Source organism: Alteribacillus sp. HJP-4 (assembly GCF_042139015.1).
In the GTDB taxonomy this organism is placed as follows: Bacteria; Bacillota; Bacilli; order Bacillales; family Marinococcaceae; genus JBHIKY01.
Genome location: NZ_JBHIKY010000001.1, coordinates 39,072 through 64,263 on the forward strand (window position 1 = coordinate 39,072; position 25,192 = coordinate 64,263).

General features: G+C 42.8%; 23 protein-coding genes. All 23 read right to left on the bottom strand.

The features are described 5' to 3' along the window. Positions 1–3: 3 nt before the first annotated feature. The 23 genes from ACE4RR_RS00135 to ACE4RR_RS00245 all read right to left on the bottom strand — a co-directional run bounded on the left by ACE4RR_RS00135 (position 4) and on the right by ACE4RR_RS00245 (position 24,848). Positions 4–1,716, bottom strand: a complete 1,713-nt coding sequence (locus tag ACE4RR_RS00135) for a DUF6044 family protein (protein ID WP_375533359.1) — start codon at positions 1,714–1,716, stop codon at positions 4–6. Next, entirely contained in the window at positions 1,710–2,840 is a 1,131-nt protein-coding gene (rffA, locus tag ACE4RR_RS00140; protein WP_375533360.1) for a dTDP-4-amino-4,6-dideoxygalactose transaminase, read from the bottom strand. Before rffA ends, ACE4RR_RS00135 begins: the two co-directional genes overlap by 7 nt. 26 nt (positions 2,841–2,866) lie before the next feature. After that, positions 2,867–3,232: an EamA family transporter gene (locus ACE4RR_RS00145; RefSeq protein WP_375533361.1), complete on the bottom strand. Its 366-nt coding sequence runs from the start codon at positions 3,230–3,232 to the stop codon at positions 2,867–2,869. 12 nt (positions 3,233–3,244) lie between these two features. After that, on the bottom strand, positions 3,245–3,922 hold the full coding sequence (locus ACE4RR_RS00150; RefSeq protein ID WP_375533362.1) for a GNAT family N-acetyltransferase: 678 nt from the start codon (positions 3,920–3,922) through the stop codon (positions 3,245–3,247). A gap of 21 nt (positions 3,923–3,943) precedes the next feature. Beyond that, complete coding sequence (locus tag ACE4RR_RS00155; RefSeq protein WP_375533363.1) at positions 3,944–4,936, bottom strand: glycosyltransferase family 2 protein; 993 nt, start codon at positions 4,934–4,936, stop codon at positions 3,944–3,946. Next, positions 4,923–5,960, bottom strand: a complete 1,038-nt coding sequence (gene rfbB / locus ACE4RR_RS00160) for a dTDP-glucose 4,6-dehydratase (RefSeq protein WP_375533364.1) — start codon at positions 5,958–5,960, stop codon at positions 4,923–4,925. Before rfbB ends, ACE4RR_RS00155 begins: the two co-directional genes overlap by 14 nt. Continuing rightward, positions 5,960–6,886 (bottom strand): glucose-1-phosphate thymidylyltransferase RfbA, encoded by a 927-nt coding sequence (rfbA, locus tag ACE4RR_RS00165; RefSeq protein ID WP_375533365.1) that lies wholly within the window; start codon positions 6,884–6,886, stop codon positions 5,960–5,962. Before rfbA ends, rfbB begins: the two co-directional genes overlap by 1 nt. Before the next feature lie 645 nt (positions 6,887–7,531). Continuing rightward, positions 7,532–8,617: a Gfo/Idh/MocA family protein gene (locus ACE4RR_RS00170; protein WP_375533366.1), complete on the bottom strand. Its 1,086-nt coding sequence runs from the start codon at positions 8,615–8,617 to the stop codon at positions 7,532–7,534. 17 nt (positions 8,618–8,634) lie between these two features. Next, the gene (locus ACE4RR_RS00175; RefSeq protein WP_375533367.1) at positions 8,635–9,597 is read right to left on the bottom strand and encodes a Gfo/Idh/MocA family protein; all 963 of its coding nucleotides are present in this window, start codon (positions 9,595–9,597) and stop codon (positions 8,635–8,637) included. A gap of 22 nt (positions 9,598–9,619) precedes the next feature. Further along, positions 9,620–10,720 (bottom strand): Gfo/Idh/MocA family protein, encoded by a 1,101-nt coding sequence (locus ACE4RR_RS00180; RefSeq protein WP_375533368.1) that lies wholly within the window; start codon positions 10,718–10,720, stop codon positions 9,620–9,622. A 25-nt stretch (positions 10,721–10,745) separates the two neighbouring features. Continuing rightward, positions 10,746–11,624 (bottom strand): sugar phosphate isomerase/epimerase family protein, encoded by an 879-nt coding sequence (locus ACE4RR_RS00185; protein WP_375533369.1) that lies wholly within the window; start codon positions 11,622–11,624, stop codon positions 10,746–10,748. 35 nt (positions 11,625–11,659) lie between these two features. Beyond that, complete coding sequence (locus ACE4RR_RS00190) at positions 11,660–12,493, bottom strand: carbohydrate ABC transporter permease (protein ID WP_375533370.1); 834 nt, start codon at positions 12,491–12,493, stop codon at positions 11,660–11,662. A 17-nt stretch (positions 12,494–12,510) separates the two neighbouring features. Beyond that, on the bottom strand, positions 12,511–13,446 hold the full coding sequence (locus tag ACE4RR_RS00195; RefSeq protein ID WP_375533371.1) for a carbohydrate ABC transporter permease: 936 nt from the start codon (positions 13,444–13,446) through the stop codon (positions 12,511–12,513). Between the two features lie 57 nt (positions 13,447–13,503). Continuing rightward, positions 13,504–14,811 (bottom strand): ABC transporter substrate-binding protein, encoded by a 1,308-nt coding sequence (locus ACE4RR_RS00200; RefSeq protein WP_375533372.1) that lies wholly within the window; start codon positions 14,809–14,811, stop codon positions 13,504–13,506. A 408-nt stretch (positions 14,812–15,219) separates the two neighbouring features. Next, positions 15,220–16,368: a GntR family transcriptional regulator gene (locus ACE4RR_RS00205; protein WP_375533373.1), complete on the bottom strand. Its 1,149-nt coding sequence runs from the start codon at positions 16,366–16,368 to the stop codon at positions 15,220–15,222. 313 nt (positions 16,369–16,681) lie between these two features. Then, entirely contained in the window at positions 16,682–17,803 is a 1,122-nt protein-coding gene (locus tag ACE4RR_RS00210; protein ID WP_375533374.1) for a glycosyl hydrolase family 18 protein, read from the bottom strand. Between the two features lie 160 nt (positions 17,804–17,963). Further along, positions 17,964–18,107, bottom strand: coding sequence for a hypothetical protein (locus tag ACE4RR_RS00215; RefSeq protein WP_375533375.1), 144 nt, complete (start codon positions 18,105–18,107; stop codon positions 17,964–17,966). Between the two features lie 117 nt (positions 18,108–18,224). Further along, entirely contained in the window at positions 18,225–18,689 is a 465-nt protein-coding gene (locus ACE4RR_RS00220) for a RidA family protein (RefSeq protein ID WP_375533376.1), read from the bottom strand. 24 nt (positions 18,690–18,713) lie between these two features. Then, positions 18,714–20,324 (bottom strand): N-acyl-D-amino-acid deacylase family protein, encoded by a 1,611-nt coding sequence (locus tag ACE4RR_RS00225; RefSeq protein WP_375533377.1) that lies wholly within the window; start codon positions 20,322–20,324, stop codon positions 18,714–18,716. 13 nt (positions 20,325–20,337) lie between these two features. Next, on the bottom strand, positions 20,338–21,429 hold the full coding sequence (locus tag ACE4RR_RS00230; RefSeq protein ID WP_375533378.1) for an alanine racemase: 1,092 nt from the start codon (positions 21,427–21,429) through the stop codon (positions 20,338–20,340). A 15-nt stretch (positions 21,430–21,444) separates the two neighbouring features. Then, positions 21,445–22,932, bottom strand: coding sequence for a sodium:solute symporter family protein (locus tag ACE4RR_RS00235; protein WP_375533379.1), 1,488 nt, complete (start codon positions 22,930–22,932; stop codon positions 21,445–21,447). A 295-nt stretch (positions 22,933–23,227) separates the two neighbouring features. Then, entirely contained in the window at positions 23,228–23,884 is a 657-nt protein-coding gene (locus ACE4RR_RS00240; RefSeq protein ID WP_375533380.1) for a helix-turn-helix transcriptional regulator, read from the bottom strand. A 97-nt stretch (positions 23,885–23,981) separates the two neighbouring features. Next, on the bottom strand, positions 23,982–24,848 hold the full coding sequence (locus tag ACE4RR_RS00245; RefSeq protein ID WP_375533381.1) for a sulfite exporter TauE/SafE family protein: 867 nt from the start codon (positions 24,846–24,848) through the stop codon (positions 23,982–23,984). Positions 24,849–25,192: the final 344 nt, after the last annotated feature.

The following is a 25,192-nucleotide window of genomic DNA, read 5'->3' on the forward strand; positions in this document are numbered from 1 at the left end:
CTATTATTCTGCTTCATACAAGTAAATTCTCCAGCCGGACTCGTTATTTTCAAACTCTTCAAGAAGCTGAAGATCACTTTCGTCCGCATTCTCAATTTCTACTGCGGACAACACATATTTTCCGCCCATTTCTTTAAATCTTTCCGTTCCAAAATCCAGATCTTTGATTTTTTTATTTTTATCCTTTGTGAACAAATACTTTTTTTCCAACTCATCTGTATATACGTACACACGGCCAGCCCATCTGTTATAGTAATTCTCCAGGCTTTTATTTTTATCGAGCTCGCCCTCTACAATGCCACGGAACTCTTCTTTATAGGCGAGCGGGTACATTGTGACATACATGTCGAGCGTGTGCATGCCATTGTACTGCGCCACGGAAGGGTGCATCCCAATGCTCACCACCCGATAATCTGACGGATCTTCCCCAATATAGGATTTTATTTCATCAAATAACGATTCTGAGTAAAACTCTTCGTAAGAAGGGTACCCAAGATCTCTATATTTAAATTCATGGTGCTCACTTGTTAATACTGCGAGCTGCCCTATAATCAGAAGAAGTATCAAGACATTGATCCATTTAAATTTAAATCGGTTCCTAATAATAGTTAATGAAACCGCAAACAGGACGTACCAAATTATAGTATTAAGAAGGTGAAAGCGGGCAAAGTTGAACGTCTTAATAATATCAACAGCCTGTTTTACCGGAAGAAAGCCCTGGTAGTTCCAAAAAGAGATCCATAGAGAAAAGATCGTAATGACCACCAGAAAGAATGGCACTGATTTTTCATGAGCATTTAAAGAAATGATTCCATTTCTTTTTTTATCCATTATTACTTTTACACATACCAGCACCAGAGCCGAAAACACTGCTATGACGATGAATGGCCAATGCATGGAATCAGAGTGGGAATGGGCCGTAAAAAAATTCTCCCCGAAAAACTCCATCGTCCCCTGAAGAGTTCGATGTCCTCTGTTAAAATCCTCCCGATGCGGGGTGAACCCCTGGCCGAGCAGCACACCAGTGACAAGACGATACTGTTTAATAAGAAATATTGAAGTCATAAGAGCAATGCCCGCAATAAATGTCCAATTGATCGTTTTCTTTTTAACTACGTCGTAAAGCCAGACGAGCCCCAGGATTCCAAGGAAAAAGATAAACGAAAACACAAAAATAGAGTAGAACGGCATTAAAGCGAGAATCAGCCAGTCTTTCCATGTGGCTGTGCGGTTCCGTAGATTTAAAAATGCATACAGAGCGAGCGGAATACCAGCAAGGCTCAGTCCGCCGAACGGCCAGAATGGCGTTAATGCAAAGGCAGTGGCTGTTCCCACAATAATAAGCGGGCTTGTTCGATAGTTTTTAAAGATATGTTTTTTCAATAATAAATACATACCAAAAAAAGCTATAAAACGCATCAGAAACAGGTTCAGTGCAAAGACTGTAAACGGCTCAAATAATAAAAACAGCAGTACATACAGACTCAGTTCAGAGTCTAAAGCTGCACGAGGAAGGCCATTCATCATTGTCGGAATGGCGGCATCATTCGGAGCAAACATCAATCCGCTCTCTACTAACGTTTTGTACCATACAACATTTGAATCAAGGTTATCATGGATCCTGACATGGGCGTCCTCACCAAGAATAAATAACGGTAATAAATATATAAAAATCAACACCATGCCGATGATGATAAGAGTTCGTTCCTTCAGCATGAGTAGAATCTCCTTATTGCGTTAGTAATATAGTAAATATCTTGTTCCCGCAGTCCATAATACATCGGAAGCCTGATCAGGCGCTCACTTTCGCGGGTCGTCCAGTGATCTTCCCCGTGAAAACGGCCGAATTGTCTACCTGCTTTTGCAGAATGAAGGGGAACATAATGAAAAGCACTGCTAATTTCATGCTCCTTCAGCCATGCAATCAGCGCAGTCCGCTCCTCCAGATTCTTTGTTTTCACATAAAACATATGTGCATTGTGAGCACATTCCTCTGGTATAAACGGCAGTTCTACATATTTATTTTCGGCAAGAGGCTGGAGCAGTTCTTCGTACAGTTTCCAGGAATTCAGCCTGTCGTTATTAATCGTTTCTGCTTCATCGAATTGTGCCTTCAAAAAAGCTGCATTAAGTTCACTCGGCAAATAGGAAGAGCCTACATCCACCCATGAATATTTATCGACTTCTCCCCGAAAAAATTGAGATCGGTTTGTGCCTTTTTCTCGGATGATTTCTGCACGGTTTTTCCAGTTCTCATTATTAAGGAGAATGGCGCCCCCTTCTCCGCTCGTATAATTCTTTGTTTCATGAAAGCTGAAGCAGCCTGCATCTCCAATGGTTCCGAGCGCCTTTCCTTTATATGTGCTCATAACGCCCTGGGCTGCATCCTCAATTACTGCGATATCGTATTTTCGGGCGGTTGCAAGTAAAGCATCCATTTCACAGGCGACTCCTGCATAATGGACAGGAACAATCGCTTTCGTTTTAGAAGTGATTGCTGCTTCAACCAGCTTCTCATCAATGTTGAGTGTGTCCGGGCGGATATCCACAAAAACGATTTCTGCACCGCGCAGTACAAATGCATTTGCTGTGGAGACAAAGGTATATGAAGGCATGATCACTTCATCTCCCGGACGAATGTCAGCCAGAAGAGCCGACATTTCGAGAGCATGCGTACATGAAGTTGTCAGATAGGAAGCGTAGCAGTCAAATGTATCTTCCATCCATTCATGGCAGGCCATTGAAAAAGAGCCGTCCCCGGACAGTTTTTTCATATCTATGGCCTGCTGGATATAATGTGCTTCTTTACCGGTTACCGGCGGCTGGTTAAATGGAATCATCAGGAACCTCCGTCATTTCGCTGGTTTTATGCGGACTGGCTGGTGACGAGAATTCCCGCTATAATCAACACAAGTCCGGCTATTTTATGAACAGTCATCGGTTCGTTGAATAAGAATACAGACAATATGAATACGAGCATAAACGATAAACTCATAAATGGATAGGCATAGCTTATATCAAATTTAGTCATGGCAGCCATCCAAAAGAAGGATGCGACAAAGGCAGAAAGAAAACCCGACAATATCAGCGGGTCAAATAAAAGCCTGAACAGAAAAAAGACCTTCTCCTGAAATTCTGCAGGAAGGCTTCCAAATTTCGATATGCGCCATTTCAGCATAATTTGGCCATATACAGTAAAAAAGATTGTTCCAAAAATATATAGGTAACCCATCTAAAACCCCACTCACTGCTGATTATTCAGTTTATGATACACATCGACAGCACTTTTAAACCTGAAACCGAGAGAGGAAAGCAGGTTAATCATCGCTAAATTGATGGATGATATGGGCGAAGGTATTTCTGTGTGTCCTCTGTCGATCATTGTCTGAAGTGCTGCGGTCCAAAAATATTTGGCAAGACCCCGCCCCTGGAACTCCGGTTTAAAGGCCTGGAGCCTGATATCAGGCCCCGACAGCGCAAAAAAACCGGCTAACTCTCCATTATAAGAAAATCCCCACACTTCATCCTCATCGTAAAGCTGATTCAGCCAATTATCATAGCGCTTATCTGCACCGCGCTTATCCACTTTGAAATCCCTGTGAAATCGGCCGTGCTGATAAACTCCTTCAGAAATAGCAAGCACATCTTCACGTTTAACATTTTTGACGAGATCCACTTTCTCATCCCGGTATGGGATAAAATGATCTATGCGGAGAGTTGGTGTCAAAAGGGTATCTGTAAAATAAAATCCGTACTGATGAAGCAGCTCTTTAGAATCCAGAGGGTTTACTTTAATAGTAAAATGACCTTTTACAGTGTCAGTCAATTTCAATGCTTCCTCGGAGTATTCCGTTAACTGGTACGTATCCATTTCAAGCGCCCGCTTGTCCCAGGGCGTTTCCTGCAATAATTCCTTTGTCATTTAGCAGCAGTCTCCTTTCGATCACTCTTTCCAGCGGGTTGCCGGTATCGGATCGATCGTTTTTTTCACATTATTTTCTTTAAATCCTACTGATTCCTGCACGATATAAAGCGGTCTGTTTTTAACTTCATTAAACACTTTGCCGATATATAACCCCAAAACTCCAAGGTTTGCAAAAATTAGACCTCCCACAAAATAAATCGATACCATTAGACTGGTCCAGCCTGCAGGCGGTTCTGCGAGAAAGAAAAATTTATATATCAAGTACAGGCCATATAGGAGGGCCGACAAGGAGATTAAAAAACCGAATTTAATGGAGAGCCGCAGCGGCTTGTTAGACTGCGATACTATACCGTCAATCGCCAGGTTTACAAGCTTTGAGACATTATAAGAGGAGCTGCCTGAAATACGTTCCTGATGCTCCACGTTCACTGCCGCTGAATCAAATCCCATCCATTTTATAAACAGAGGATAGTTCCGGTTTTGTTCTCTTAACTCACGGAAGTTCTCGACAACTTTTCTTGAAGAAATACTAAAGTTGGCTATCGTCGGATCGGACTTATTTTCCGTGAAATAATCGTATACTTTATAAAACATTTTCGAACTCGTTTTCTTCATAAAGCTGTCCTGCCGTGCTTCTCTTCTGGCAAATACCACGTCATAGCCTTCCTGCGCCTTATCGTAGAGCTTACTTATTTCTTCGGGCTGGTCCTGAAGATCGCAGTCCATGACAACCACCCAATCTCCTTCTGCTTTATCGAGGCCGGCGGTGATGGCAACATGCTGGCCAAAATTTTTCGCCATACGAATTCCTTTCACACGGCTGTCCCGGTTGGTCAGTTGCTGGATCACCTGCCACGATTGATCCGGACTGCGGTCCTCCACCATAATAATTTCAAAATCAGTCGTAATTGGCTCCAATGCGTTCTTTATGCGATTGTATAATTGTATTAAACACTCGCCGCACCCGTAAACAGGCGTGACGACTGAAATATGCGGATTAGTATTTCTCATGGCTCACATACCACTCCACTGTCTTTGAAATTCCCGACTCGAAATCCTCTTCGCCGTGCCAGCCGAGTTCATTTTCAATCTTACTTGCATCTACTGCATATCTGCGATCGTGGCCGGGCCGATCGTCTACAAAGGTGATTAAATCCTGATAACTGGCCAGATTCTTTTGACGCTTTATCTCCGGAACCAGTTCATCAAGGAGAGTACATATCATTTCGGCTATATATAGATTTGTTCTTTCATTTTTGCCTCCGATATTATACGTTTCTCCTGCCCGTCCCGAATGATAGGCTAAATCGATGCCTTTACAATGATCCAGCACATAGAGCCAATCTCTGATGTTCTGGCCGTCCCCATAAATAGGAACTGGTTCGAGGCTGAGAGCTTTACGGATAATAGTGGGAATCAGCTTTTCACTGTGCTGCTTCGGACCGTAATTGTTCGAGCAGTTCGTGGTCACTATATTCATTCCGTACGTATGAAAATAGCTTCGCACAATCATATCTGAGCTTGCCTTACTGGCGCTGTAAGGACTGTTCGGTCTATAAGGAGAGGTTTCTTTAAACAGCCCGGTATCTCCAAGCGTTCCATACACCTCATCCGTTGAAATATGATGAAAGCGTACCGATTCATAACCCGGTTTATATTCACCTGCCCCGTCCATCCAATGCCGCATGGCAGCATCCAGCAGAGTGAACGTGCCATTGACGTTTGTTTGAATAAACAGGTCCGGCCCAGTAATCGAACGATCCACATGAGATTCGGCCGCGAAATGAATGACTCCTTTGAAATCATGCTTTTGAAACAGTTCTTCCACCAGCTTCCGATCACCTATATCGCCTTCTGCCAGCTCATAGTTCGTAAACCGGTGAAGCTCTCTTTCTTCTGCAAGGTCTGCGGCATACGTCAATTTATCTAAATTGACCACATGGTAATACGGGTACTTTTCCAGAAAATATTCTAAAAAGTGAAGGCCGATAAAACCGGCCCCTCCCGTCACTAATATTGATTTTGTGTCCGTCATTATTTCATCAATTCCGTTCGGTGATCTTGATTTGTTTCCTGCCAGTACTGCGACGTATGAGTGCGCTGGGTGATGCGCATCAAATACTTCTTATAATCGCTGTCCTTCATTTCGGAGAGCTTGACCTGCAGTTCTTCCAGGGAGATATACTTCATGTAATAAGCAATTTCCTCGAGGCATGCCACCTTAAAACCCTGCCGTTTTTCTACTGTTTCAATAAACTGTGAAGCGTCAAACAACGATTCCGGAGTACCGGTATCAAGCCACGCAAATCCTCGACCAAGCAGCTCTACGTTCAGTTTTCCTTCTTCAAGATATGCTTTGTTAATATCCGTAATTTCAAGCTCGCCTCTTTCAGACGGCTTTGTCTGCTTCGCTATATCGATAACATCATTATCGTAGAAATACAGACCGGTCACGGCAAATTCAGATTTCGGATTTTCAGGCTTTTCTTCTATAGAAACTACACGCTGCCGCTCATCAAATTCTACTACTCCAAAACGCTCAGGCTCGCTGACACGATAACCAAATACAGTAGCGCCGGACTCTCTTCGCGCTGCTTTTTGAAGAAGCGGTGTAAAGCCCTGACCGTAAAAAATATTATCACCGAGAATTAACGCAACGTCATCGCTGCCTACAAAAGATTCCCCTATTGTAAAGGCCTGGGCGAGTCCTTCCGGTGAATACTGAACCTCATAAGAAAGTGAGATTCCGAATTTGCTGCCATCGCCGAGCAATTCTTGAAATCTCGGAGTGTCCTTTGGTGTTGAAATAATCAATATATCCTTGATGCCTGACAGCATCAGCACAGACAGAGGATAAAATATCATCGGTTTGTCGTATACGGGAAGCATCTGCTTCGAAATGCACTGCGTCATCGGGTACAGCCTTGTACCGCTTCCACCCGCTAAAATTATACCTTTCATAGAAAGCAACCTCCTTCCAGCTTCCTGCTGGACACAGCTGGACTTACTATTATATTTCCTATCTTATACCACTGAAAACATCTTTCGTGCTATAAAACGGTGTAAAAGTCTGAGAAAGTATGGGATGAGAATGAAATAATTTATGATTCGAAAGCATCAACAGAAAATTTTACAATGATATCACGGGGATCCGGGACAGCTCACTCAGTCACCTTAAGCTGAGAGGTTATTGAGCGAAAAGTCGCCACATGCTGGAAGCGAAGGCGGACATCAGGTACGTTATTTACCCAAATGAAGAGAAATTTTACTGTCATTGCGGCAGATAACAGAACCAGTGTCCGGAGAATCCGCCCCCGGCCTATTACAAAAAAGGAAAAGGGGGCTGTATCATAAATGATACTCGCCCCCTTTTGTATGGTAAAAATGCAGGGGACAAGTCCTTCGCTTTCCGTGGGCAGCGCTTCAGCTAACCGGGCGAAACCCACGCCCGGGTGATCTTCAGCCGCTGCTCTTCCCACTGGAGTCTTCGGACTTGTCCCTGCTCTCTTCTATTTAGGATACTACTTTTTCTATAAAAAGGGGCTTTTGCTACAGCCCCGTTTTATGATTATAGTCAGGCCAATTCAACGAGCTTTTTCCTAACCCCTAGAGTTCCGGCAGGTGGATTTCCACTTCTCTTCCATTCGCTGATGAACGAAGGATTCCATCGATGATTGCCTGATTAATTAGGATTTCCTCCCCAGGGATAGGAGCTGGTTTGTTTTCCTTTACAGCAACTACAAAGTCACGGACTTTCTCGTAAAAAATATCCCTATTATGGACTTCAACCGGTATGGATGTATCGACTTGACGACCGTTGATATCATGAAATAAATCAATTGTCCCAATTCCGCCGTCCCACACCCCGCTCCAGGGGCCGGTACCGGCAGGCGTTAATTTTAAGCCGGCATCCTTTCCTAAAAACAGCGTTGGGCCTAGCGAATCGGCGTGCATGGCCCACGATGTTTTAAAGTTTAGTACTTTTCCACCTTCCAGCCTAATCAGAGCGACTCCAAAATCCTCTACTTCAAAATTTGGCGCTTCCTTATGATAGACCGGGTTGGTGCCAAAATGATTAGAGGCGTAAGCGGAAACCGTGAGCGGTTTCGGGTAGCCAAGAGCATTTAATACTAAATCAAGAGAGTAGCAGCCAATATCTGCTAAAGCACCAGCACCAGCTAACTCTTTATTAATAAATGTCCCCTCCGGCATCCCTCGCCGCCTTCCTCCGCCGGTCTGCACATAGTAGACATCTCCAAGACTCCCGGATTGAACAATTTCTTTTATCATCCGCATATTCGGGTCGTACCTTGGCTGAAATCCTATCGTCAGCATCTTTTTCGTTTCATTTGCCGTTTTCACCATGTCGACTGCCTGCTCAATTGTTACCGCCATCGGCTTTTCCACCAGCACATGCTTATCCGCCAGCAGTGCGTCTACACTCGTGCGGTGATGAGCCACATTAGGAGTACAAATGCTCACACCATCTAAAGGCAGCTCCAGCAGCTTGGTATGATCAGCGAATGTCTCGACATTTTCAAGCTCAAGTTTTTCTTTGAACAATTCTGCCTTCCCCGGCGCTATATCTGCTACAGCAGCCACTTGAACATCCGGCATTTGTTTGTATGCCCGGACATGCGCTGCAGCGATGCCGCCGGTTCCAATAATTCCAACCTGAAGCATTTCTTTCATATAACTTATCCCCCGTTTTAAGTTGGTTGATATCCTGCTGATTGATAAGCCATTTCCGTCAGCCTTACCACTTTTTTAGCAAATTCGCCGGGCACCTTCACCTCATGCCTCTCGAAAATGGCGTCAATAAAGCTTTTATCCTGGTTTGTTGTTTGCAAAGGAAGCTCTGGGACCAGCGGAGCCTCTCCCGATTTACGCAATAATATTTTGCCATTTTCAAAGAAAAGCGCACCTTTTTCTCCTGTCACAACGTAAGTTTCATGCCAGCACGGAGCATTTCCGATCACATTTAAGCCTGCGATTACGTTTTGTTCAAAGCGTACGGTAGAAAATGAATCTATTTCCACCGGAGCATCATACATTTCTAACTGTGTATTGATTTCAACAGGTGATAAACCAGTAATCCATAAAAGTGTGTCAATAATATGACTGCCGGAGTCCATCAGCATCCCGCCTCCTGACAATTGTGGAGATTGACGCCACGTCCCGGCCGAAAGCTGCTTCCAATCCTGGTATAAGGAAGTTGTCACTGTGTTTAACCTTCCGATCGCACCGCTGGATATTGTCTCTTTCATATATAGAAAAGCCGGTTCAAAATGCCGTTGGTAGGAAACCTGCAGTATTTTTCTGTTCTTCTCTGCGATATCAATCAAGTTTTCTGCATCATGATAAGTACACGTCATTGGTTTTTCTATTAACACGTGGCAGCCATTGTGAAGCGATTCCACCGCCTGCTCAAAATGAAGGGTATGCGGGGAACAGATAACTACTGCATCCAGACGCAGCTCTTTAAACATCAAAGATATACTTTCGTAATGATTAACGTCCTCCAGCTTAAACGAAGAACAAAGCTTATTTCTATTATCGACAACAGGGTCAACAACAGCCGCAATCCTCACTTCATTTAATTCCACCAACTGCCTGCAGTGGCTGTAAGCTATTCCCCCGCAGCCAATAATCCCTACTTGAATCTGTTTCATTGAAATGCCCCCTGCTTACTTGTTATTGGACAGAAGAGGTTTGATTGAGATGTACAGCTTTTCCTGTTTTCGCAGATTCATATATCGCTTCTAGAATCTCGGTCACAACATAGGCCTGAATCGGCTTTGTGAGAGGTTCTGTATCATGAATGATATTATCAATCCATAGACGAGCTTCCAGATCGGCGTCACTTTCTTCTTCTCCTTCAAAAAACGCCACTCCGCCGGTTCCTGTGTCTACTTTCCTTTCGTAAAGCTTTCCAAAGTCTTCCCCGTTAAAACGAAGCCCATCTTTCATATCAGCGCCGCCTTCCGTACCGCTTAAAGAGCATTTCGCTTCATCCTCATCCAATGTATTAAGAGCCCAGCTTGATTCAAGAATAATTGTGGCTCCGTTCTCCATCGTAATAAATCCAAAAGCCGAGTCTTCCACTGTAAATTCAGCAGGGTTCCATGGTCCGAATGCATTCGCAGCATTTTGTTTATCTCCAAGCTTATGATAAACAGTTCCGACCACTGTTTTCGGTTTGTAATTGTCCATCATCCATAATGCTAAATCAAGAGCATGAGTGCCGATATCTATTAGCGGTCCGCCGCCCTGCTTTTCTTCATCGAGAAAGACTCCCCAGGTCGGGACTGCCCGGCGCCTGATGGCATGAGCCTTCGCAAAATAAATCTCTCCTAAATCTCCCCGCTCACAAGCTTGATGTAAGTATAGGCTGTCCTGACGAAAACGATTATTATAGCCGATCGTCAGTTTCTTCCCAGACCGTTCTGCAGCTTTTAGCATTAACTTTGCTTCTTTTGATGTTTTGGCCATCGGCTTCTCACACATGACATGCTTGCCGGCATCCAGTGCTGCTGCAGAAATTTCTGCATGTGAGTTGTTCGGAGTGCATACATGCACCACGTCAATTGTCTCATCAAGCAGTAATTGCTTGTAGTCCTCATAGACCTTCGCATTTGCCGTTCCGTAATCCTCTGCCGCTTTCTTTGCTCTGTCTAATTGAATGTCACAAAAAGCAGCCAGCTCTACAACTGCTAATTTACTTAAACTAGGCATGTGCTTTCCATTTGCAATGCCTCCGCATCCGATAATTGCCACTTTCACTTTTTTTTCCATGTACGGATTCCTCCTGCTCGGTATATTAATTTGTATATTGCTTCAGGTGCTCTTTCGCCTTTACAATTCCCTGCCGCTCTGCATCTAAACTGCCCCAATAGCGGTGATCCTCCAATTCAATACTTATTGGCCCTTGATAGCCGATCATCTCCAGCCTTGATGCCACTTTTCCCCAGTCGACATCACCTTCTCCAGGAATCGTATACCGCCATGATCCTTCAGAAAAATCAATTTTCTGTTCAAAGCTAGCCGGCAGATTACCGAATTCATATAATTCTTCTTTCAGCATCTCCGTATCTTTACCATGACAATAATTTATTCGATCACCAAATTCAGATAAAAATCGTAAATAGTCTATCCCTAACCTAACTAAATGAGATGGATCATAATTAATGCCAAAATGACGTGATGGAATGATATCAATCATTGCACGAAGCATTTCCGGTGTACATCCCAGCGTGGAATAATGCGGCGCCGGGCCGGGATAGCCTTCAAGAGCAATATAAACGTCATGCTTTTCTGCCTGTTGAACAACTTCCGGAAATGACTCCTTCCAAATGTCAAACCCTTCCTTCCGGGTGAGAGTGATATCTTCTGGAATCAAACACATAAAAATGACCTTTCCACCGAGGGACGCTACCTCTTCTATTTGGTTCGTTACTTTCTGCACCGCTTCTCTCCGCCGCTGCTTATCTTCACTCAAAAGCTTTGTCGGGCCGACTGCACCTGCCCCATCAATCGATCCTGTTTTTATCCCGGCCGCTTCCAATACTTGTTTAACGTCCTCGTTATATTCTGGTACATCAATGACGTCGAGCCCATTTTGGGCAGCCCATGCTGCCGTTGATTTCAATCCTTCCTTCCCTATATTTGGCGGAATTCTCATACCAATACTTCTTTTCATTACTTGCAGCCTCCTTCTTTTCAATTCTATTGTTTTTATTTTATCCCACTAAAAGTAATGCCTTGAATGAATCGTTTTTGCAAAAAGAAAAATATAATGATAATTGGAACTGTCATCATCGTAGCCACAGCCATCATAAGACCCCATTCTGTGCCCCGCTGACTCTGGAATTGCTGCAGACCCAGGGAAAGTGTATATTCCATTTCATCTGTCAAGTAAATTAGCGGACCTATAAAATCAGTCCAGCTGGCCATAAATTGAAATAGTCCCACCGCAAAAATGGCCGGTGTAGCTAACGGGAGCATTATTTGCAGATAAATCCTAAATTCTCCCGCGCCATCTATTTTCGCAGCATCTCTCAATGTGTCAGGCAGCCCCATGAAAAACTGCCGGAGCAAAAAGATGAAAAAAGGAACACCGAAAAATTGAGGCACAATCAGCGGGAGATTGGTACCGACCCAGCCGACCTGGTTGAACAGCAGAAACAACGGAATCATTGTCACTTGTGCCGGTATCATCATAACGACTAGCGTAATAACAAAAAGCACATTTCTGCCTTTATATTTCAGTTTTGCAAAGCTGTAAGCAACCAAAGGGCAGGAGATCACAACCCCGACTGTACTCAGCACTGTAATGACAACAGTATTATTTAAATACGTAAAGAAAGGAATATATGCTGTCGCATCGATATAATTTCTCCATTGAAACGGATTCGGCATCCATTCAGGCGGGAACGTATAGATTTGAGTGGAATCTTTCAACGAAGTAGATACCATCCATATAAAGGGAACGATAAAGAAAAGAGCAGCAGCAATCAGACAAACATGGGCAAAAATTCTTTGTAGGTTTTTCTTTTTTTGTAACTCCAAAGTAGATATTCTCCTTTCTACTCCCCTTGGTAATGAACCCACCGTTTAGAGGTCATAAAAATAATGGCTGTAAAAATCATAATTACGACAAAAAGAATCCATGCCATCGCAGAGGCGTACCCCATTTGAAAATATTGAAAACCATTGTCGTATAAGTACATGACATAAAATGTGAGAGAGTTAGAAGGACTTCCCTGCCCCTCTGTCAGTGTGTAGGGCAGAGTAAACTGCTGGAACGCATTGATCGCCCCCATTACTAAATTAAAGAAAATCACCGGTGTAAGCAGCGGGATCGTAATACGAAATGTTTTGTGGATCCAGCCGGCCCCATCCACATCGGCCGCTTCGTAAAGCTCCTCCGGGATGTCACCCAGTCCCGCAAGGTATATTACTACGGCTTGTCCAATACCCCATAAAGACATTAAAATCAGCGACGGTTTGGACCATGTCACACTTCCAAGCCAATTCGGCCCCTGCACCCCCACTCCATTTAACACACCATTCACCAGACCGAAGCCCGGGTCCAATAACCACATCCACAGCACAGCTAATGCTACGTGAGGGACTAGTGTCGGAAGAAAGAAAATGGTTCGATAAACGGCCATCCCCTTCACTTTTAAATTCAGCATCATCGCAAGGGCTACTCCGAATATTATACTTAAAGGAACAAAGTACACTGTAAAATAGATCGTATTGTAAATAGATTTCCAAAATAATTCATCATTAAATAGGTTGATATAATTTTGCAGCCCTACAAACTCCCCCGGCTGAAGAATGCTGTAAGAAGTAAAACTAAAATAAATCGACGCAGCGAGCGGAAACGCATAAAATAAAAGCAGTCCGATAATCCATGGTGAAGCAAACAGCCACCCGTTTATATTAGATTTGTTTAACAGCTTCTGCTTAGGAACTGCTGTACGAGTAGTACTGGACATTTTAGGCATATCAGGCATACTTACACCCCTTATCTGTTCCGGAAAAAAGGGGAGACAAGCTCCCCCCGTCCGCAATTATTCATATTCCTCGAGAGCCTTATTTACTTTGTTTGTTGCCTTGTCCAGATTTTCCTCTGGTGTTCCATCACCTCTCGTAGAATTCTCTACAGCATTAACTAATTCGTTCCATAGCAGCTGACCTTCAGGAATAACCGGTCTCGAGTTGGAATCATCCAGGATATTGATAAACTCTTTCATGGTTTCATCTTCTGTGTAGCCCAACGACTCATTCACTGATTCAATAACAGAGAAATCTGAAGAAATTTCTGAATACACTTCCTGTCCATCTTCTGAAGCCATGAATTTCAAAAACTCCCAAGCTTCATCCTCGTTGTTAGCTCCTCTTGGAATCACGAGTGACATACCGCCGGACCAAGTGGTAAAATCTTCCCCAGTTGGCGTTGGAATAGGCGTCACACCATAATTTAAATCCGGTTTATATTTGTTAATACCAGCCATCGTAAAATTCCCATCAATTTTCATGCTCAGCTGGCCTGTAATAAACGGATCCGAAGCACCCGTTCCGCTTGAGCTTTCAAAACCGGAGATATCTTCTACTCCGTACTTCTGTCCAAATTCTGTCATCCATTCAAGCGCTTCCACTATTTTTGGGTCATTGGCAGTGACTTCTCCTGTTTCTTCATCATAGAAATCTCCACCAAATCCCCATCCCCAGCTGTAGAGCCAGCCCTGTCCATACCAGGGAATAAAACCTACCTGTTCAAAACGCTTACCTTCTTTGACGGTCAGCGCCTCAGCCGCCTCCTCAAGCTCGTCTATTGATTTAGGGGGATCATTGGGGTCAAGGCCGGCTTCTTCAAAATGGTCTTTATTGTAATAAAGCAGGCGTGAATCTGTCGTCAACGGAACAGCATACAATTTATCATTATAGCTCGACTCTTCCCAGGCATAATCGTAATACTTGTCTTCTGTAATTCCATCTTCCTCCGCCTTTTCTGTTAGATCCGTCAGCGCGTCCTCCACAACCCATGAGCTCACCTTGAATCGGTCAAAATAAGCCACATCCGGGGGATTATTACCAGCGATTGAGGTCAGCAGCTTTTGGTCTGCCCCTTCGCTTGATTCTGTATAAACAAGCTTTATTTTTATGTCCGGGTTTTTCTCTTCAAATGCCTTCGCCGAGGCTTCTAATGCTTCTTGTGTTGTATCAGAAGTGCCGTGCCAAAATGTAATTTCTTTTTGTCCGTCATTACTTGCTTCAGAGCTTCCAGATTCAGAATTATCGCCGGAGCAGCCACCCAATACGAATACACACACCAATAAAAAAGCGAAAATTTTGATATTAATTCCTTGTTTTCTCACGCTTTCTCCTCCTCATTAAGCTTCGTTCGAGAACAGTGTGCCTTTTTCTGCTTCGCCTCCCCTTTCCTATTCATTTATAAAATCAAAAACTAAATAGTTTTGATTTCCCAAATACAGAAAGCGCTTACAAAGAGTAGTTTAATAATAGGGAAAAAGACCTTAAAATGTTATAACAACATATACCAACTTTTTATCAACGATTAAAATATACCAACTAAAAATAAATATGTCAACTTTGTTTTTTATAACTTTTCTGGAAATTTGCTTGGCGTATTGGTGGTGAATGTTAAATCTTCGTAAAATAGAACAATTTCATAAGTCAATTTCACATTCTGAATAGTACTTATACAATTTAATTCAAAAACAACAAAAAAAAGCCTTGATCAATTGTTTATGATCAAGGCTCTACTATATATTGGCGAGGCTGTTACTTGTCGACTGCCCATCTATTAGCTTATATTCAGCATCAGAATGCACAGGCTCCTTTTCCCCTTCTAATTGTGCCGCCAATAAATCGACTGCTTTGTAGCCAATCGCTTTTTCATTTTGCTGAATATGAGTGAAAAAAGGCGGACTCATCAGATTTTTCGGAGAATCAAAGCATACGATTGAATAATCCTCAGGAACCCTTTTTCCTATCCTCTGGATCTCTTGATATAATTTTACCGCTATTCCATATTCACAAGCTACAAAAGCTGTAATATATGGGTTTTCTTCAATAAGCTTCCTGATTTCTTCGATATCGTCCGTCGAATGAAGTGGCGCGGGATCATTTTTATTAATATCAATCGAGCTCACCGCATTATTAAAGATAATATCAGGGTTTGTTTTAAAGCCTTTCTCAGACATCGCCAGATGAAACCCCATCAGCCGGTCCTCCACAGAGGAGGTGCCCTCTACCGGTGGTGATATAAAGGCAATATGCTCATGCCCGAGCTCTATCAAGTGCCTGGTCAGCTTGGTGGAGGCTGCTTTATTATTAATACAAACAGAACTAGAGGGGATCCCTTTTAAGTATCTATCCACTAATACAAGAGGGAAATTATCGACCACCAGCCTCAACAACTCATTATTGTAATGCTTGCCGGGAGAAGGAAAAAAAATCAGCCCTTTCGCTCCAACATTTGTCAATGATTTTATGGCTTTATCCTCTTCTTCTAATTTACCGTGTGTCTGCTTCATAATCATACTCAAATTATGATCTGAACATCGTTCTTCAATACTTTCCAGCAGTCTGCTTCCATAGACCTCCCCAAAGCTTGGCAGCACAAAACCAACCAATTTTTGGGCAGAAGTCGGACTTACTGCTGCTTCAGCATTTTCCGTGATATTTAAAACTTCCGGATCAAGCTGGGCTACAAAAGAACCTTTTCCCCTGTATCGCTCAATTAAATTTCGCTGAGCCAGCATATTTAGTGCCTTTTTTGTTGTAATGCGGCTGACATTAAATTTATCCGCAAGCTCATTTTCTGAAGGGATTTTATCGCCGCTTTTTAATGCCCCGCTTTTAATATCTTCTAGAATATTCAGATATATTTTTTTATATAGTTGGCTCATAATAACTCCTTTAAACAATCTCATCCAAAAAATACACTCACATCTTCAAAGTATACCAATTTATTACGCGAATTAATACATTCTAGCTATTTACACTAAGAAGCAGCTATTTCCAGTAAAATAATGGCAGATAATTCACGCCATGCTTCCGCTTATCTATATCATACCAACATACCAACTGTCAATACCAACTAATATTTCAGCCGGACAGCTGAAATATTTATTAATACTTGTGAACAGTCTGCTGTCCTTAAAAAGGTGCAGGAAGTAAGTTGATGAGACAGGAGCAAACGAGACTCCTGCCTGATAATAATTATTTGAACCTTTTCATTTTTTGAACGTCATAAATTGCACTCGTTAAACTGTGTTCTCCTTTTGAATCGTGTCCAAGCTCCCATATCATCATTCCTCCAAATCCGTTATGATGAGCAAGCTCGGTTTTCTTTCTCATAGTCTTTTCTCCATTATAATGATAAACCTTTCCGTCTATGTCCGCTTTATCCCGTAAGGCATTTGCCGGATCCTGGCTGATTATATTAGAATATGATATTTGACTACCTTTCGCGTCCTCTGGTTGTCCATAAAAAGGTACTCCTAACACTAGCTTCCCCCTTGAAATGTTATGGGTGTTAAATAAATCAGACCAATAGCTTACAATTTTCTCCGTGAAAGGGTATGGAGATAAATTTTCAGCTTTATATTCTCCGCTCCAGTGTCCGTCATAAGCCATCACGTTTACATGATTCACATGATGAAACATGGCCGGTTCATAAATGACTGATGGCACCTCTTTTCCTGTTTCACTATCAATCTTCGAGAACACGGCAATAGATAACTCCTTATCAGATGCGCGAAGTTTTTCTCCCAATTTTTCAGTGAATTCTGCAAGGTATTGGGCATCTTTCTGCGTGCGGGGGTGTTCAAAATCAATGTCTATGCCGTCCAGATTTTCTTCATTCGATATTTCAATAAGCTCGTCAATCAGTTTTGCCCGAGACTTGGGATTATAAATGGCAGCTTTAAAATAATCATAAGTCCCGCCCCCTTCCAGATGCTCGGCACCCCCTACAGCAAGCATAGCTTTTGTATCTTCCTGGTGTGCCTCTTTCACCATATTGCGGAGATTTGCTTTTGCTTCCTCTCCATTCAGCTCGAGACTTCCATCTTTCTGTGGATGAGCAAATGAAAATATAGCATGGGTTAACTGCGAATAATCGATCGATGACGGATCTCGAAAATCCTGTACATATCCCATTAATACTTTTTCGTCCAATTTCGAGTTAGATTTTTCTTCTTTAATAGATTGTTCTGATTTAGGAGCATTTCCTATGGTGAGTTCACTTTGGTTTTTTTCTGTACTGATATCTGTAAAGATAAAGAATCCACCTATGCCCAGTAAAGCTGCTATGATTAAAAGGAAATAATATATCTTCATGAGAAAACCCCTTAGTCTAAATAATCTTCGGTATGTTTTTTCTGTTTTTTTCACACAGAAAAGCCCATCGATAATGATGGGTTTTCTGCGTCTAAATTACATTAAAGTGGGGTTGAATGAAGTAATGGGGGGTTACTTCACAGCTAGTGTAGTAGAATATTTAATGAATAGAAATAGTTTGCGTGATTTTTACATTAAAATGTGGAAGTATTCCATATTTCTCAAGATCTGCTTTTGAAATCATTAACGGAACCAGTATCCGGAGAACAAGCCCGGACGCCACAGCTGCCCGGTGCTTCCGCATCTGATGCCCCCGAAGTTTCTCTCCTTCCCAAGAGCAGGACCTGCCGACACTGAAAAAGCAAAAACCACCTGCTGGACCGGCTCTATAAACAGCCTGACAGGTGGGTTGTCTTTGTTATTAATCTTCAACTTCAACAATTAGCTCTATTTCTACAGGGGTATTAAAAGGAAGCTCATTTGCAGATATTGCCGACCTTGCATGCTTACCCCTTTCTCCGAAAATTTCTTCAAGAGTGGAGGAGGCAGCATTAATAACATATGGCTGGTCTACGAAACCATCGGCGGAATTCACAAATCCGAGCATTTTCACGACTTGTTTTATTTTATTAAGGTCGCCGATTTCCCCTTTAATGACAGATAAACAGTTGATAATGCTCTGCCTCGCTGCTTCCTGTCCCTGTTCAATTGTGAGGTCCGAGCCAAGCTTGCCTTCGTAAATATTTTCCCCATCTTTTCTGCAGTCCTGACCGGACGTATAAATTAAGTTCCCCGTACGTTTAGCCGGAACATATACAAATTTCGGCCTGCTTGGCTGCGGAACTTCTATGCCTAATTCATTTAATTTTTCTTCAATTGTAATCATTGCTGATCTCTCCCTGCTTAGAAATTAATGATGGTCACATGTATGAGAATGATGAAAAGGTATTACTTGTCCACTGGAAGTACGCAAATTTTGGCCGCCGGCTATTGTTTTAACTCCATTAACGAAGACGGTGTGAATACCCTCGGGATAATTTATCGGCTGCTCAAAGGTTGCCGTGGCTTTAATTGTTTCTGGATCAAAGATCGTAATGTCAGCGCAGTATCCTGGTGTAAGCAGACCGCGCTTTCCAAGCTTAAATTTTTGAGCCGGAAAAGAGGTCACCTTGCGGATGGCATCCTCCAGGCGCAGGATTTTATTTTCTCTCACATAATGCTCGAACAACCGCGGATAAGTGCCATAAAGACGCGGATGCGGCTTGCCGGTTTCACAGCCGAGGCTGTCAGAAATAATTAGAGAAAAGTCAGACTTGATGACATCTCTCACATCGTTTTCAGCCATGTGAAAATAAACGATCCCGACGTTTCCGTTTTCTTCTATTAATAGATCAAATGCTGTGTCAATTGGATGTTGTCCGCGAGCTTCGGCAATACCCAGTACACTTTTGCCTTCCAATGATATATTTTTATCTGATACTGAGGAGATAACGACATTTTCCCAGCCGGTGGAGACGACGAGATTATCCCAATCCTCCTGTTCTTCCTGCAATTCATTTTTTATCTGATTTCGTACTTCAGTATTCTTCAATCTTTCCAGACATTTACCAGTACCGCCCTCGAGCGTCCATGGCGGAAGGACAGTTGTGAGCATAGTTGATCCCGCATGGTAGGGATACACATCGCAGGTCACAGTGAGTCCTTTTGCTCTGGCGTCCTCTATCAGCTGCAGGGCGTGATTCACCGCTCCCCAATTTCGTTTTCCAGCCGCCTTTAAATGGCTTACATGCAGGTTAATCTCACAAGTTTGTGCAATCCAGAGCACTTCTTTAATAGAAGCAATTAGATTATTGCCTTCCCCACGAATATGTGTTGCCAGCAGCCCGTTATATTTCGGAAGCACGGTGCACAACTCAGCTAACTCCTCTTTTGATGAATATCTGCCCGGAGAGTATAATAACCCGATCGAGAGTCCAATGGCCCCTGCCTGCAATCCCTCCTCCAGCAATTCCTTCATTTGCGCTATTTCATCAGAGGAGGCAGGACGGTTCTCAAATCCCATCACGGCTATCCGCAGCGAACCATGCGCTACGTATGTAGAAACATTTTCAGATATTTTTGCTTTGTGAAGCTCCTGCATATACTCTTCAACCGAGCTCCACGGCCATCCCCCCGGCGTATCACCTATGACCGGCTTCACATAATCCTTTAATAAGCTCCCGTGCTCTTGGACATACGGGGCAGGAGCCAGCCCGCAGTTACCAACGACCTCTGTTGTTACCCCCTGTTGTAATTTAATATCACTCTGCGGATCATTCAGGAGAAGCAAATCCGAATGGGAATGACCATCGATAAAGCCGGGACTGATGACCTGCATCTGGGCATCAATCGTTTCCCTGCTCTCGGCATCCACGTATCCTGTATGAGTGATCATTCCATCCTTAATACCAACGTCGCCTTTATACCACGGATTCCCTGTTCCATCTGCAATTTTCCCATTTTTAATGATCACATCAAGCATATATATCCATCCTCTATTCCAATTTTCCTCTTGCAAGCACTTCCGTTTTACACAGGCCGCCATTTGCCTGTTTGATATACACATAGTTGTGCAGGTTAATCGTGCTGCATACGTGATTAGGAATAATTTCGAGCGTATCTCCAATTTGAAAGGAGTAGCCGGGGTCAATTTTCACCATTCCATGCTCTTCGGTAAGCCTTTCCAGTACAGCCTCAGGATAATTTACAATATAGCCGAAGCCCTGCAGATTCAGAGGTTCTGTGTTTGGCTGTACATCGGTTGCAAAGGTCTTGCTGCCGCCGTCAATAATCAGAAGATCATCAGAAGGAATACTGACGATCGTAGCGATGACACGCGCTGCGCAATCCTTGAACCCGCAGACGCCCAGTGTTTTCTGCATACGGTCGTAAAAAACATACGTGCCCGGTCTGATTTCAGTTATCCCGCTTACTTCAGCTACCGATCCTGAGGTTGGAGTCGAACCGGCACTGACTTCCTGTATAATAATGCCTTCCCTTTTAAGGGAATCTGCAAGCTCCGTCATTAACTGCCCTTCTTCCGCCCCCGCTCCCTGCAGATCGAGGGTCGCCTTCCCGTTAATAATTGCTCCTTTAAAGGTGTAAATGCCTGTGAACTCCAGGTTATTCAACTGATAAATTTGTTTTGCGAGTTCAACCGCTTTTTCGTATTTAACTCCGGTTCTTTTTAAGCCGACATCTACCTCAAGCCTTACTTTCACAGTTTGATCAGCCTCAGCAGCCGCTTTTGATAGTGCCTTTGCTCCTGCTGAACTATCTACACCAACAGTGATATCGATAGTTTTACTGAGTGCGAGGAACCGTTTTATTTTTTCTGGCGTAACTATTGGATATGCGATAAATATATTCGTAATTCCTTCTGATGCCATAACTTCCGCTTCTGCCACCTTCGCGCAGGTGATGCCTGCTGCACCGGCGTCTATCTGCCGTCCTGCAATCTCAGGAATTTTATGTGTTTTAATATGTGGCCTTAATAATACATCATGTTTTTTTGCATGGTCAGCCATTTTCTGAATGTTATTTATCATCACTTCTTCGTCAATAACAATGGCAGGTGTTTCCAGCATAATTACATCCTCTCCTTATCCATTAGCGGCTTTTTCTTCCTTATGAGTGGTCCCTTCGTCAATGACTTCACGTTCTTTTTCTAAAATCATTAATGATTCTTCATCGCTCATTTGATTCCTTGGAGTCAACAGGCTGATGATAACCCCTGCAGCCAGTGCGGCAAACAAGGACGGCAGTACTGGGTTTCCCCAAAATGCCGTTAATCTTTCACTCGTCAGTACGATAAAAGACATCAGCGATCCACCTGCAAGACTCGCCAGCCCCCCCTGCCATGTCGCACGCCCCCAGAATTTCCCTAACACCGCTGCCACAAACAAACCAGCCATTACTGTCGATACAAAATTTGAAATATAATCAATTATATTGTTTGTCCCTAGCGTAAAGAGAAAGGCAAGACATAGAGTAAGGAGCAGTGAGATCCTTGAGGATTGAACCATATTTTTCTTATCCGGAACTTTACCGGTAATTAATTGCAGCACATCTCTTAAAAGGATAGTAACCGCGGTAATAAAGTCCGAACTCCCTGATGACATTGTAGCACTTAAACCAGCCACTAATATGATCGCTCCCACCCAGATCGGAAACACTTCCGTCGCTAAATAGGGAAAAGCAAACTCTGCATCTAAATCCGGATTCAGCACACTTGAAGCCATTCCTACAATTGCCGGAAACATGGAAAAGAGCGCAAATAAAATCCCGGATATCATAAAACTTTTTTTCACGGTAGCAATGTTATTACTTGAATAAATACGGTGCCGATAGGACGGAGTAGCGAGGACACCGACTGCGATTACAACCGCGAGCGAGATAGCAGGAATAAGACCCATCTGTTCAATCCCTAAAAAAGAAACCATCTCAGGAGTCACACTGTTCGAAATTTCTCCCATCCCCCCTATTTTAACGATTGAGAGAATCGTTAAAATAATAAACCCAGTAAATAAAATAAAACCTTGAATCGTATCTATGTAAACAACGGCTAAATATCCTCCGATAAAGGTATAAGCTGCAAATCCTACAGCGGTAATGATTTTGGAAGTAAAAGGATCAAGTCCGGTTATCCATGATAAATACAGGCTTCCACCAAGTATATGGGCACCGAGCCAGCCGATCGAAGCAATATACAAAAGGATGGAAGTGAAGCCTTTGACGATTTTGTTCGCTCCAAAATAAAAACTGAGCTCTTCAGAAAAAGTCATGAAATTATACTTTCTTACGTCAGCAAACAACACCATTAATAAAATGATTCCGGCAGAACCACCGAGGCCGTAAAGAGCACCGGCCCACCCATTGGTAAAAGCAAATCCCACCGCCCCCATACTTGAGCCAGTGCCGACCAGTGTAGCTACCGTAGTTCCAATGACGAGCGGAGTCGGAAGACCTCTGCCGCCCATTAAAAAGTCCTCGCCGCTTTTTACTTTTCTCGATACCCAGACACCGACCAATATCATTGCAATGGTAAAACCCAAAAATACTGCTAGATAAACAAACTGACTGCCATCCATGCTATCCCTCCTGTATATATTCTGGTTCTTCCGCAGCTGCTGCCAATCGCTCGTTAATTCCAAATATTCAAAATATAATTGAGCTATTTAGATTAATCTTTTTTCCTCCTTTTCGATAAATATGCTAAAAAATTTTTATTTATAATTAATTTTTTTCTGATTTTTATTATACGGGGGATACTCTGTTTGTCAACACAAATTGTCGTTTTTTTAAAAAATTCTAATAATTATAAATAAATGTACCTCTCGTAAAACATTAAAAAAAGATCACCCTCCCACGGGCAATCCTTCTGTATTAACTCTTAGTTGTTTCACGAATCTCATCAAGGTAGTTATAAAGAGTGAACTTTGAGATATCAAAAAACTTGCATACTCTGTCGCCGGCTTTTTTTACTAAAAATGCCCCTTTTTGATCTAAAAATTTTATAGCCTGCATCCGTTCGTGCTTCGACATATGTGAAACTGGCTTTCCAATCTCATTCTGGCATTCATTCAGCAGAAAATCGAGCAGTTCATTCACATCACTGACAAACGCTTCCTTTACTTCCGGCACTTCCTGATTCATTCCGTTCATGGTCAGGCCCTTCATGACATTTTCAGCTACAATAAAATCCGAAATATCAAAGTTTATGCAGATACAGCCGATAACTTCCTGTTCGTCATTTTTCAAGTACATTGAACTTGACCGCAGAACTTTTCCATCCTTCGTTTGAGTAATGTAGTTATATCTGTCGCCTGCATTCGTTTTACCTCTCAGTACTTCCAGACCAAGGTTGCTGCCTGGATCTCCTACCTTTCTTCCGGTGATGTGGGCATTTTCAATAGCCACAATCGTGCTCTCATAACCCTCAGTTAAATCGTGGAGCACTACCTCACATTTATCTCCAAACTGTGCTGCAATCCCTTTGATAATTGATGAGAACATCTCAAATTGATCTTTCACATTCTCCATTATTCCACACCCATTCTTCCTTCTCTCGCCAGTATAGTAATTTAGATTATACAGCCCAAAGAAGGATAGTCAATCTTGGACAGATACAAAATCTCATTTAAGCTGCTGATGTTTGATGTTTTCTTAGGGTCGTTAGAATAGCTACACCCCAGGCGCTGAGAAGGACAATATAAAATATAAGGATTAATTCTTTGCCGGCGCCTCCTGCCTGTAAAAGCGTGTAGCTGTTAGTGACGATAATAAAACCTCCGACAGCGACACCGAGAAGATACGCCGGGAGAATACGAACCAGCCAGGCAGCAATCGGAGCTGCAATAATGCCGCCGATAACGAACGCGCCAACAACCATCCAGTTGTACTGTTCCCAGCCGAGAAAAAGCACGAAGCCAAGTGTCGCTGCAATTGCAACGGCACATTCACTTGTATCCACCGTGCCAATTACTTTTCTTGGTACCGCCCCCTGTCTTGATAAAAGCACAGGTGTATTTACCGGCCCCCATCCTCCTCCGCCGACTGCATCGAGAAACCCTCCGACCGCCCCGAGTATAACTAAAAACCATCCAGGATATGCCTTTGCTTTTTTTGAAACGGATCCCGTGTCTCTGAATAGAAATTTGCAAATAATGTAGAGACCCATAAGCAGAAGAAATGCTGAGATAAAAGGCTTGATCAGAGCGCCAGGCAGACTGCTTAGAAAGGCTGCCCCTAAAAACGCGGCAGCCGCTCCAGGCACCATAATTTTCAGCGCCAGCTTTTTATCTACATTTCCGAATTTGTAATGAGCCATACCTGAAGCAGCCGTAGTAGCTATTTCCGCCATATGAATAGAGGCCGAAGCAATGGCCGGGGCAATGCCGAAAGCAAGCAGCAGCGTCGTCGATGTTAACCCGAACGCCATCCCCAGTGACCCATCAATTAATTGTGCAAAAAAACCAACCAGCGAAAAAATAATCAGTTTTCTCATTCTGCTCACCTCAGAGTTATTTAAACTAAACATATAAGTTAACTTGGTTTTATAATCAAAAAATAAATAACTCTGATACTGCTTATCACCTGTTTATGCACCTACCCCATTACCTGCTACAACAAAATTTCCTATTTAGTGAAATCACCTTATTCCTATCATTCTGATAAGTCAAGTTTATATGATTACTATTTAGATTGCATATAAATTCAGCTATACTCTCCATATAATCAAAGCGAAAGGAATGAGAGAGAATTCACAAAATTCAACACCGGAAATTAACTCTCCAGACAAAACTATTAACGTTAGTATTAGCTTTGCTAATGTTAGTAATGATTCTCTCC